We start from the raw sequence: 11,857 nt of genomic DNA, 5'->3' as shown, positions 1-11,857 counted from the left end.
GCTTGCAGCATCAGTTCATAAATAGCCGCACGTGGGCTTTGACGTGGACGGCAGCCAGCACGTCGACAATCGGCACATAGGACGACATTTGCTCGATATCACCGATTTCGGCGATGTCGCAGAACGCTTCAATGTCGTGGTTGAGTTCGAACAGGATGTGCTGGGTGTCCAGGTGCGTGACCCGCATCAAGCGCATCGCGGCGCTGAGAATGGTCATGGCCACACCGTACTGGTGCATCACCACCACCTCGCGGGCGCCAATGCCCTGGGTCGACATCACTACCGCCTGGGTGACGGGGTAGGTGCCCGCTGCATTACCGGCCTTGATCTGCTCCAGCCACCAGCGCACCAGAGGTTTCTCGACGACATGGATCGACATTTCTGCCAGTTTTTTGCCCATGCGCGTGGCCATCAACCGGCTTTCTTCGTTGAGCTTGCGGTTATTCACGGCCCAGTCGGCGCGCAAAATTCCGTCACGATCATCATTGCTGGCCGCGCGGTGGGCGGCGACCACGCCCATGCCATCACAACTGGCCGCTTGTTTGAGGGCGGTGAGGACAAAGCCTTTGAGGGTCGCGACATCGTGGACGATGCCTTTCTGAATGGCGGATTCAACGCCGTTCGAGAACGAAAAGGCACCCACTGGCAATACGGAATCGCCAAACTGCATGATGCGAATTAGATCAGATGCGTTCATCTAGGCGCCTTCTTGCCGGATTTAATGCTTATGGTCGTGATCGTGGTGCGAGTGGCCGTGGTCATGCCCGTGACTGTGGCTGATACCGTCGCCATGGCTGTGCAGGCCCTGGATCTTGAGGGCGGCAGCATCGAGCTTGTCTTGCGGGCTGGCGACGTGAACGTGGGTGTCGGTTTCTTCGGCGCCGCCAAACAGCAGGCGTGCTTCGGAGGTGGTGAGCTTGGGCAGGATCTCGGCGCCGCCAATAAAGGCGTACGGCAGATGCTGGAAGCCGTGGGTGCGCATCACCGAATCCATCATTTTGGTTTCGACCGTGAGCGGGATGTACACCTCGTTGTTCTTGGTCACCGCTTTCCAGTGCTGGTTACCCAGGGCGTGGCCCAGCTCGAAGCTGGTTTTGATCAGTACGTCCAGGGGCTGTTTTTTCAGCTCCTTGAGGTCAATCACCATCACGTCGCGCAGGTTCAACTGCACCACCACGGCGGTGCGCGATGGTTCATCCCACATCAGTACATCGCCATCGGACAGCACTACGTTGCGTTCCAGCGAAATCCCCAGATCGAGCCCGCCGATACTGGTGCGCCGGCAGCGGCTTTTTTGCGCTTCACGCTGGTCAAGCACCAGCAGGTCGACGTTGGCGCCTTCCAGTTTCTGTTTCCAGACCGGGTCTTTCTTGGCATTGCCCAGAATGTGTTCAATCAAAATCACGTTGCAAACTCCTTCCTTGATTGTTACGGACCACACCCTGCGGGTGCCGGGCCTGGCGACACAGACTCAACCGCGTGATCTGCATCGCCGGGCCGGCTCCCACAGTCTCAGCCAAAGAAATAACGCTGGTTCATCGCGGCCGTATCTATGGGTTTGCACGTGGCGTGCACGCCATCGACCTTCACGGCGAAGGTTTCCGGATCGACCTCGATATGCGGGGTTTTATCGTTGCGCACCAGATCCCTTTTGGAGACGGTCCGGCAACCGCGCACCGCCATCACCTGACGCTCCAGCCCGGCTTTTTCCTTGACGCCGTCATCCACTGCTGCCTGGGAGACAAAGGTCACGCAGGTGTCTTGCAGGGTTTTGCCCTGGGCGCCAAACATCGGGCGGTAGTACACAGGCTGCGGGGTTGGCAGCGAGGCGTTCGGATCGCCCATGGCGGCCCAGTTGATCATGCCACCCTTGATCACCAGCTTCGGTTTGGCCCCGAAGAAGCGCGGGTCCCACAGCACCAGGTCGGCCATTTTGCCGACTTCCACCGAGCCCAGCACGTGGCTGATGCCCTGGGCGAGAGCCGGGTTGATGGTGATTTTGGCCACGTAACGCAGCACCCGGAAGTTGTCGTTGTCGGCGCTGTCTTCCGGCAGCTTGCCGCGGGAGGCTTTCATCGCGTGGGCGGTCTGCATCACCCGCAACCAGTTTTCACCGACCCGGCCCATGGCCTGGGAATCGCTGGAAAACATCGAAATCACGCCCATGTCCTGCAGCACGTTTTCGGCGGCGATGGTTTCCGGACGCACCCGGCTTTCGGCAAACGACACGTCGGCCGGCACGTTCGGGTTGAGGTTGTGACAGACCATGATCATGTCGAACAACTCGGCCTGGCTGTTGATGCCATAGGGCAGGGTCGGGTTGGTGGAGCTCGGCAGCACGTTGGTCTGGCTGGCGACCTTGATGATGTCCGGGGCGTGACCGCCACCCGCACCTTCGGTGTGGAAGGTGTGAATGGTGCGACCTTCGAAAGCGTCGATGGTGTCTTCGACGTAACCGCATTCGTTGAGGCTGTCGGTGTGCACCGAGACCTGGACGTCCAGTTCATCGGCAGTACGCAGCGCGTGACGCAGGGCGTTTGAAGTTGCGCCCCAGTCCTCGTGAACCTTGAACCCGGCAACCCCGGCGATCACTTGTTCGACCAGCGGGTCGCGACCATAGGAGTTGCCTTTGCCCAGCATGCCGACGTTGATCGGCAAGCCTTCGAGCGAGCGCAGCATCTGGCGGATGTTCCAGGGCCCCGGGGTCACTGTGGTGCCATTGGTGCCGTCAGTCGGGCCGATGCCGCCGCCAAAGAAGGTGGTCACACCGTTGGACAGCGCGTGATAAGCCTGTTGAGGCGAGATCAGGTGAACGTGGGTGTCGATCCCGGCAGCGGTCAGAATCAGGTGTTCGCCGGAGATGGCGTCGGTGCTCACACCCACCACCAGGCCCGGGGTTACGCCATTCATGGTGCCCGGGTTACCGCTTTTACCAATCCCGGCAATCTTGCCGTCGCGGATGCCGACGTCGGCTTTGATCACGCCCTGGATCGGGTCGATGATGGTGACGTTGGTGATCACCAGGTCCAGTACGCCGTTATCGCGGGTCAGGGTGTTGTCGGCGCCCATGCCGTCACGCAGGGATTTGCCGCCGCCGTATACGGACTCGTCGCCGTAACCGCGTAAATCCTTTTCAATTTCGACAAACAGGTTGGTGTCACCCAGGCGGATCTTGTCGCCCGTGGTCGGGCCGAACAGGCCGGCGTATTCTTTGCGTGAAATGGTAGGCATCGGTGGCTCCTTTCTAATGCCGCACGGGCGTCAATAACTCAACGGCGCGAGTGCAAAGTATGGGAATGCGTTGATTACTTGGCGGGCTTGGAAAACTTGAAGCCGTGATCGCGCGCGCGCTGGATCGCTTGCAGTTTTTCCGGGCGTTCATGGTTGCTGGTCAGTTTGTCCGGCGCCCAGCCATCCACCAGGTTGTTGAAGCCGTACAGGGTTTGCTTGCCACCGTAAGGCACCAGCGACACTTCAATCTCGTCACCCGGCTCGAAGCGGATCGCAGTGGTTGAGGAAATATTCAACCGTTTGCCAAAGGCCTCTGCGCGATCGAATTCAAGTGCACGGTTAACTTCGAAAAAATGAAAGTGCGAGCCGATCTGAATCGGCCGGTCACCGGTGTTACGCACCTTGACCTTGGTTACCGGGCGATCTTCGTTGAACACGATCGGGCTGCTGGCGTAGATGCAGCCACCTAGCGGCACGTCCTGTTCATTACCCTGATGCACACCGCCAGGGTTTTTGGCATGGGGGATCTTGTGATCCGGATGGGTATCCTGGTGCGGGCTTGCTGCACTGGCGGGAGTCGCGGATTTTTTGCTGCTCATGACTGATTCCTCAAAACGGGTCTGTCTTGCGTTAGCCGGATGTCGCGGGCGCCTTTACTTGATCGGGTCGTGGACCGTAACCAGGCGGCTGCCATCGGTGAAAATCGCTTCAACCTGAACGTTGGGAATTAGGTCACTGACGCCTTCCATGACATCGTCTTTGGTCAACACCTTGCTGGCTTCATTCATTACGTCTTCAACCGACTTTCCGTCCCGTGCGCCTTCCAGTGCGGTCACGGTGATAATCGAAACTGCTTCCGGATAGTTCAACTTCAAGCCACGAGCCTTGCGTCGCAATGCCACGTCCGACAAGGTGTAAATCATCAGTTTGTCGATTTCTCTCGGGGTGAGCTGCATAAGCCCTCCTATCTACAGTGCGGTAAAAAATTTAAGTTCTGGAGTGCCGGTCGGGCAGAGGTGCAGGCAAAAACGCTGCGCACGTTGAACGCTTGCGAAGGTGGGTAAAAGGTGTGGCGGGGTGGCGAATGCGAGATTTGTTTTCATGGGGCTCAACCGTTCAAATCCTTGTCAGACGGGCGCGAACAGAGCCTAGACCATAATTTCCGACTGGCCAGAAGCTGGAGGAGGGGGGGCAGATATTGATAGAAGTCTGGTTGACTTCTTATAACTATTTAAAAAACAGAGGGTTACGAAGGTATTGGCGAGATTTGAAGTGCCTTTGGTACCCGATAACCCATTGTTTTGAGTGAAGAATTATTAATCTTTAGTGCGATATGTCATTTAAATGAGTGATGGGTTGCTGAAAAATAGCGGGCCGATCGCCTGTTAGCCTCCAGATAGACGATTGCGCACCCAGAGTGCCTGGCGCTATTTATGGGCTTGAAGGGGATTTTTCAGCAACAGATGCCGATGGCCTTTTTGGTAAAGCGCAGCATGCAGCTGGTCGTTGAGATCGGTCAGTTGCCGGAGCATTTGCAGACTCAGCCAGACAAAGGCATAAAACTGGGTTTCGTTGACCTTGCCATCGATGCACTTGAGCACCAGCTCTTTCAAGTCGTTGGCTTTCTGGCGCAGTTCACCGCTGATCTGGTTATCCGAAACACCGTTGCACAGCTTGTCCTGCAGCGACTCGAGGGCCTGCGGGATCAAACGATTAAGATCGCGCAGGGCGGGCTCGCTCTCAATCAGCTTATGCCCTTCATGGGACGCCCAGTAGGCATCAATCATCAGGCTCATGGTGGTGAACAAATTGCGGTGCAGGGTCTGCATGGAGTTGAAAACTTCGGGCTTCAAATTGCTTTCGTTGCTGGCCGCCGACACGTAATTGCGTAGTTTGACCACTGTGTCCAGCTCGTCTTTCAACTTGTCATCCAGATTGGGCCGCTCCAGCACCAGCGGGGAGAAGTACGCTTCATACAACTCGCTGAGTTTGCCCAGGCTTTCGCTGAATTTGATTCGCATGTCGGTATACGCCCGTTGCGGATAAATACTGGTGAAGAGCATGGCCAGTACCGAACCTGCCAGTACATAAAGACTGCGGGTGATTGCCGACTCCATGTCGTTGGGCGGTGCGCAACTGACCACCGCCAGGGTGGCGCCGATCAACAGGGCCATATAGGGGTGTTTACCCAGGGTCAGGTAACCGGCGATAAACATCGTGACCGCGCTCCACGCCAGCATCGCGGGAAACGAGTAGAGCTCCATGTACAGCCCCGCCAGCCCGGACAGCGCACCAATGACGGTGCCGAAGGTGCGCTGTACGGCACGGGAAGACACATTGCCCCAGTAAGGCTGGGGCCCCATCACGATCAGCATGGTGATCAGGGCGTAAGACGCGCCGTCGAGTTTGAAATAGCGGATGGCAACGAAGGTAGTCAGAAAGGCGAGGCTGATTCGCGCGGCATGAATCCAGCGGCTGTATTTACAGAGCAGCCGCTCCAGTTTCGAAATTTTATTGCCTAGCTGCATAAAGCCCCCAAACCCTGTAATGGAATGCGCACGGAGCGTAGTTCAGGAACAGTCAGGCCACCACCGGCAACGGGGTTGCCATGGCGCGATAAGAGGGGGGGATTCGGGGGAAGCGTTGTGGCGTGGTTCAAGAAATAAAAAAGGCCATTACCATCATGGGGATCCGGTAATGGCCAAAAATCTCAACCAAAGAGAGCGTCAGGCCTCGGCCTGACGGGAAACAATGTATCAATCTTTAACTTAGTTAGCTACCTAACAAGTGGCGATACAGTTTTACCTGTCATGCAACAATGCAGAATTGCCCGTCTAGCGATCCGGCGCGTTAAACGCTACCCTTTGGCCCCATGCAAATACCTGACTTGAATCTGCTGGTTGCCCTGAATGTCTTGCTCGAAGAGGGCTCGGTAGTGGGCGCCGCCCGGCGCATGAACCTGAGTGCTCCGGCCATGAGCCGCACCTTGACCCGCATTCGCGATGCCTTGAACGACCCGATTCTGGTGCGTTCGGGACGTGGCCTGGTGCCCACCCCCCGGGCACTGGAATTGCGCGAGCAGGTGCGGGGCGTGGTGGAGTTGGCCCACGGTGTCTTCACCCAGAGCCAGGACAGTGATCTGCGCCTGCTGGAGCGCACCTTCAGCATTCGCGCCAATGACGTGTTTTTCGGTGTGTACGGGGGTGCCTTGCGTCAGCAAATGGCCCTGGAGATGCCCAAGGCGTCGCTGCGGGTAGTACCTGAAGGCTTCACCGATGATGAAGCCTTGAGCGAAGGGCGCATTGACCTGGCCATCTGTGCCACCAACAAATTCAGTTCAGACATCAAGGTCCAGCGGCTGTTTACCTGCCCCTTTGTGGGGTTGGCGCGGGAAGGTCATCCGATCTTCGATCAGCCCATCACCGCGCAACGCTTTATCGCCTTTGACCACATCAGCGTTTCGCGCCGGGGCCGGGCTCGCGGGCCGATTGATACGGTGCTGGCCGAGCAGGGGCTGGAGCGCCGGGTGTCCTTTACCACGCCCACTTTTTACTCGGCGATTTTTGCCCTGGCCGGCGCGGATTTGATCTTGCCGCTGATGCCCCAGGTCTTGCTCAAAACCCTGGCCCCAATGGGCTTGAAACTGCGTCCTTTTGAATTGCCGATCCCCCTGCAACCGGTTGAAATCTTTCAAGCCTGGCACCCGCGTCTGGACAACGACCATGCCCACCGCTGGCTGCGCCGCACCCTCAAGACGTTCTGCGATAACGCCGTGGCCTGAGAGATCCTCGCTTCAGGCACACGCTTGCTCTCGATCTGGCTGTGGATTGCGTCCGACGCACTCCATAGTTAGCTATTTATCAATTTTTATAGCATTGCCTGCTGGTTAAACTTTTCGTCATCTAAAAGACGGAGTCAGCCATGTATTGGCGTTTTAAACGTGGGCGTCATTTGGCGCCGGAGGGCGGGGCATGACCTCGCTGACCGCCGGTTCCACGATTGCCGCGATGTCAGCCAAATCCCCCCCTGCCAATGCTGCTTTTGGCCTGCGGATTTTTACCGGGCTGGTAGGGGTATTGCTGGCGGTGCTGGTCTCGGGGTTCAACGAGAACGTGACCAAGGTGGCAATGCCCGATATCCGTGGCGCCATGGGCATTGGCTATGACGAGGGCACCTGGTTGCTGGCGGTGTACAGCGCCACGTCGATCAGCGCCATGGCGTTCGCACCCTGGTGTGCTGCGACATTCTCCCTGCGCCGTTTCACCCTGTGTGCCATAGGTGCCTTTTTGCTGCTGGGCATCCTCTGTCCGTTTGCCCCTAACGTTGATGTACTGATGGTGCTGCGCACTTTGCAGGGGTTTGCCGGTGGCGCGTTGCCGCCCATGCTGATGTCGGTGGCGCTACGGTTTTTACCCCCGGGCATTCGCCTATACGGCCTGGGCAGCTATGCGTTGACCGCAACCTTCGGCCCCAGCTTCGGTACGCCGCTGTCCGCATGGTGGGTGGAATATGCCGGCTGGCAATGGGCGTTCTGGCAGATTGTGCCGCTAAGCCTGCTGGCAATGGGCTGTGTGGCCTGGGGTCTGCCGCAGGACCCGCTGCGCCTTGAGCGCTTCAAACAGTTTGACTGGCGCGGCCTGCTCCTGGGGTTGCCGGGCCTGATCATGCTGGTTCTGGCGCTGGAACTGGGCCAGCGCCTGAACTGGTTGGAGTCGCCGATGATCCGGTTTTTCATCTTCGGCGGCGGCACGCTGCTGGTGCTGTTCTTTATCAACGAATGGTTTCATCCACTGCCGTTCTTCAAGTTGCAATTGCTGAAAATCCGCAATCTGGCCCACGCCTTGCTGACCCTGGGCGGGGTGCTGTTTGTATTGCTGGCAGTGATCAAGATTCCCTCCAGCTATCTGGCCCAGATCCAGGGCTATCGCCCGCTGGAAACCGCTCCGGTGATGTTGCTGGTGGCGCTGCCGCAATTGCTTGCGCTGCCGCTGGTGGTTGCCCTGTGCAACCTGCGCCGGGTTGATTGCCGCTGGGTTCTGGCCATAGGTCTCGGGTTGCTGGCACTGGCCTGTGGCATCGGTTCACAAGTGACGGCGGCGTGGAGCCGGGAGAACTTCTACCCGTTGCAGGCGATTCAAATCATCGCCCAGCCGATGGCAGTGATTCCTTTGTTGATGTTGGCCACCGGTGGCCTGAACCCGGCCGACGGGCCGTTTGCCTCGGCCTGGTTCAATACCGTCAAAGGCTTTTCGGCAACGGCCGCGGGCAGCCTTCTTGGGGTGTTGACGCTCAACCGCGAGCACTTCCACTCGACGATGCTGATCGATCGCCTGGGTAACTCGCCGCTGGTGGCTGGCAGTACAGATCTGGCACACCGCATACACCAGCAGGCGGTGGTCCTGACCTCTTCAGACCTCTATCTGTACATGGCCGGTCTGGCGCTGTTGTTAATTGTATTAATTCCTTTTGGCCCGACGCGGATCTATCCGCCGGGCACAGCTGTTGGAGCAGTGAAATGACCACAACAATCGGGCGCAAGCCCTGGGTACTGGGCAGTGCGGGCCTGGTGGCGATAGTCGTGCTGTACGGGCTATGGCAACTGATCTTTGCCACCAGCACAGTACAAAGCACCAATGATGCCTTTGTCAGTGCCGACTACACCTTGATCGCGCCAAAAGTCGCAGGCTTTATCGATGAGGTGCTGGTGCAAGACAACCAGCCGGTCAAGGCAGGTCAATTGCTGGTACGCATTGATCCCCAGGACTACCAGACCAATCTGCAAGCAACCCGGGCCAATGTGGCGACGGCCCAGGCACAACTGGCCAACGCGCTGGCCATGCTCGAGCGTCAGCGTTCGCTGATCGAGCAGGCCAGTGCCACGGTTGACGCTGATCTGGCCCAGGTTGAGTTTGCCCGGCATGAATTGCAGCGCTATGAACATCTGGCCGGGCAGGGCGCGGGCACGCTGCAAAACTCGCAGCAGGCAAAAAACCGCTCACAGATCGCCCGTGCCGAACTGGCTCAACACCGTGCTGCGCTGGAGGCTGCCCGCCAGCAAACCCGGGTGCTGGTGGCGCAAACCACTGCTGCCCGGGCTTCGGTACAGCATGCCGAAGCCTTGCAGGCCCGGGCCGAGCTGGACTTGTCCCACACCCGCCTGGTGGCGCCCTTCGATGGCGTAGTGGGCCGGCGCAGCGTGCGCTTGGGTGCCTATGTAAAACCGGGTGACTCAGTGCTGGCGGTGGTGCCATTGGCCCAGGCGTATGTGGTCGCCAACTTTCTGGAGCGCCAACTGACCCACGTCAGCCCGGGGCAACGGGTCACGATCAAGGTCGACAGCTTTCCCGGCGAAACCCTGCTCGGTGTCGTCGACAGTATTGCGCCGGCCACAGGGGTAACGTTTTCGGCCATTGCCCCGGACAACGCCACGGGCAACTTCACCAAGGTGGCGCAGCGCATTGCAGTGAAAGTCACTCTGGACCAGGGACAATTGTCAGCCGGGCGGCTGCGTCTGGGAATGTCGGTGGATGCGTCCATCGACACCACAGCCACTGCCAATGAACAGGTCAGTGTGCGATGAAGCCTGGTTTTCTGGTCTGCGCTGTGGCCTGTTACAGCGCGCTGGCTTTGAGTGGTTGTGTACTGGGGCCGGATTTTCAGGCCCCCGTGCCGCAACTGGCTGAGCGTTGGGCTCCGGTGGCAAGTGAGCAGGGTCATAGCCGCACCGTCGAGTCGGCGGTAGACCCGCGCTGGTGGGACAGTTTTGGCGATGCGCAATTATCGGCCCTGGTGCAAGAAGCACAGCAGAGCAACTTCGATGTGCAACTGGCTGCCAGCCGGCTTGAGCAGAGCCGGGCCATTCGCCGGCAAATCGCGGCTGACAGCCTGCCTGCGGTTGACGGGTCCCTGGCTTACAGCCGTAGCCGCAACAGTCAGCAGGGTTTGAACGACCCCTCGGGCCACAGTGGCAAACAGGCGTTCAACCTGTGGAATGGCGGGTTGGGGCTCAGTTGGGAAGCCGACTTGTGGGGCCGGGTCAAACGCTCTGTGGAAGCGGCCGATGCTTCTGTGCAGATGGCCGAAGAAGACCGCCATGGCGTGCAGTTACTGGTGATCGTGCAGACCGCACAGCACTATATCCAGTTGCGTGCCACCCAGCAGGCACTGGCAGTGGTACAGCAGAACCTGCAGATTGCCCGGCGCAGCCTGGAGTTGACCCGGTTGCAGGTAAAAGAGGGGGTGGCCACCGACCTGGAAGTGTCCGAAGCGGCGGCCCAGGTGGCAGAAATCGAAGCGCGAACGGCGCCTTTGCAACAGCACAGCGCGCAGTTGATCAACGCCCTCAGCCTGCTGCTGGCCCGAGAGCCACGGGCGATGGCACAGCAACTGAGCGAACCCCAGGCGGTTCCGGCCTTTGGGGCTGATGTACCGGTCGGTCTGCCCAGTGAACTGGCGCAGCGGCGTCCTGATATCCGCCGTGCCGAGGCCCGTCTGCATGGGGCTACAGCCTCGATCGGGATGGCCCGGGCGGATTTTTATCCGCGTATCACCTTGTCCGGCAGCCTCGGGTTTCAGGCGCTGCAACTGTCGGATCTGGGCAGTTGGGGTTCGCGCAGTTTTGCCTTTGGACCGGGCTTGAGCGTACCGCTGTTCGAGGGCGGACGTTTGCAAGGGGCGTTGCAATTGCAGGAAGGACGCCAGCAAGAGGCGGCCATTGCCTACCGCAAAACCGTGTTGCGGGCCTGGCACGAAGTGGACGACGCGATGGTTGCCTATCAGGCCGGTCAGCGCCGGCGCGACAGCCTCACACAGGCGGTGGAGCATAGCCAGCATGCACTGGACAGTGTTCATCAACAGTACGCCCAGGGCACGGTGGATTTTCTGAACGTATTGACCGTACAAAATGCATTGCTGGCCAACCAGGCCGCGCTGGTCGAGAGCACGGCCCAGGTGTCGTTGTCATTGGTGGACGTATACGCCGCGCTGGGCGGAGGCTGGCAGGGATAGCATGCAGCCGGGGCAGCCATCGCCGGCAAGCCGGCTCCCACGGGGAATATTGGCCCATGGCTTGTGTGCACTTGTGGGAGCTGGCTTGCCAGCGATGCGGGCGCCCGGGTTTGTCTGAAGCAGCACCTGCAAGCCGGCTCCCACATGGGCATATTGGTGCATTGGCCAAGGGCTTGCGTGCAGTTGTGGGAGCTGGCTTGCCAGCGATGCAGGCGCCCGGGTTTGTCTGAAGCATCGCCGGCAAGCCGGCTGCCACAGGGGCATATTGGTGCATTGGCCAAGGGCTTGTGTGCACTTGTGGGAGCTGGCTTGCCAGCGATGCAGGCGCTGCGGTGTGTCTGAAGCATCGCCGGCAAGCCGGCTCCCACATGGGCATATTGGTGCATTGGCCCATGGTTTGTGTGCACTTGTGGGAGCTGGCTTGCCAGCGATGCAGGCGCCCGGGTTTGTCTGAAGCATCGCCGGCAAGCCGGCTCCCACATGGGCGTATTGGTGTATTGGCGCAGCGCTTGTGTGCACTTGTGGGAGCTGGCTTGCCAGCGATGCAGTCGCCCGGGTTTGTCTGAAGCATCGCCGGCAAGCCGGCTCCCACATGGGCATATTGGTGCATTGGCCCATG

The 11,857-nt window shown here is 59.3% G+C and carries 10 protein-coding genes; 4 read left to right on the top strand and 6 right to left on the bottom strand.

The features are described from left to right. Positions 1-10: 10 nt before the first annotated feature. The 6 genes from B195_RS13755 to B195_RS13730 all read right to left on the bottom strand — a co-directional run bounded on the left by B195_RS13755 (position 11) and on the right by B195_RS13730 (position 5,759). A complete protein-coding gene (locus tag B195_RS13755; protein ID WP_003444968.1) occupies positions 11-697 on the bottom strand; it encodes an urease accessory protein UreF in 687 nt (228 codons plus the stop codon). A 21-nt stretch (positions 698-718) separates the two neighbouring features. Beyond that, complete coding sequence (gene ureE / locus B195_RS13750; RefSeq protein WP_003444967.1) at positions 719-1,405, bottom strand: hypothetical protein; 687 nt, start codon at positions 1,403-1,405, stop codon at positions 719-721. Between the two features lie 107 nt (positions 1,406-1,512). Beyond that, positions 1,513-3,231 (bottom strand): urease subunit alpha, encoded by a 1,719-nt coding sequence (locus B195_RS13745; protein ID WP_003444965.1) that lies wholly within the window; start codon positions 3,229-3,231, stop codon positions 1,513-1,515. Between the two features lie 74 nt (positions 3,232-3,305). Further along, positions 3,306-3,830: an urease subunit beta gene (gene ureB / locus B195_RS13740; protein ID WP_003444964.1), complete on the bottom strand. Its 525-nt coding sequence runs from the start codon at positions 3,828-3,830 to the stop codon at positions 3,306-3,308. A gap of 54 nt (positions 3,831-3,884) precedes the next feature. Further along, positions 3,885-4,187 carry an urease subunit gamma gene (locus B195_RS13735; RefSeq protein ID WP_003444963.1) on the bottom strand — a complete coding sequence of 101 codons (303 nt, stop codon included), beginning with the start codon at positions 4,185-4,187 and terminating at the stop codon, positions 3,885-3,887. Positions 4,188-4,658: 471 nt separating this feature from the next. Then, a complete protein-coding gene (locus B195_RS13730) occupies positions 4,659-5,759 on the bottom strand; it encodes an FUSC family protein (RefSeq protein WP_003444962.1) in 1,101 nt (366 codons plus the stop codon). Positions 5,760-6,103: 344 nt separating this feature from the next. On the opposite strand from B195_RS13730, the gene B195_RS13725 reads away from it, so the two are divergent. From B195_RS13725 to B195_RS13710, 4 genes are all read left to right on the top strand, one after another. Continuing rightward, positions 6,104-7,012: a LysR family transcriptional regulator gene (locus B195_RS13725; protein ID WP_037001729.1), complete on the top strand. Its 909-nt coding sequence runs from the start codon at positions 6,104-6,106 to the stop codon at positions 7,010-7,012. 190 nt (positions 7,013-7,202) lie between these two features. Then, positions 7,203-8,750 carry an MFS transporter gene (locus B195_RS13720; protein ID WP_003444960.1) on the top strand — a complete coding sequence of 516 codons (1,548 nt, stop codon included), beginning with the start codon at positions 7,203-7,205 and terminating at the stop codon, positions 8,748-8,750. Next, positions 8,747-9,811 carry an HlyD family secretion protein gene (locus B195_RS13715; RefSeq protein ID WP_003444959.1) on the top strand — a complete coding sequence of 355 codons (1,065 nt, stop codon included), beginning with the start codon at positions 8,747-8,749 and terminating at the stop codon, positions 9,809-9,811. The genes B195_RS13720 and B195_RS13715 overlap by 4 nt, the downstream gene beginning before the upstream one ends. Beyond that, complete coding sequence (locus B195_RS13710; protein ID WP_003444958.1) at positions 9,808-11,238, top strand: efflux transporter outer membrane subunit; 1,431 nt, start codon at positions 9,808-9,810, stop codon at positions 11,236-11,238. The genes B195_RS13715 and B195_RS13710 overlap by 4 nt, the downstream gene beginning before the upstream one ends. Positions 11,239-11,857 lie beyond the last annotated feature (619 nt).

Origin of the sequence: Pseudomonas sp. Lz4W (genome assembly GCF_000346225.2) — a bacterium.
Classification (GTDB): domain Bacteria; phylum Pseudomonadota; class Gammaproteobacteria; order Pseudomonadales; family Pseudomonadaceae; genus Aquipseudomonas; species Aquipseudomonas paraversuta.
Note: the sequence above shows the minus strand (reverse complement) of the source record. Positions and strands in the feature narration are given on the sequence as shown.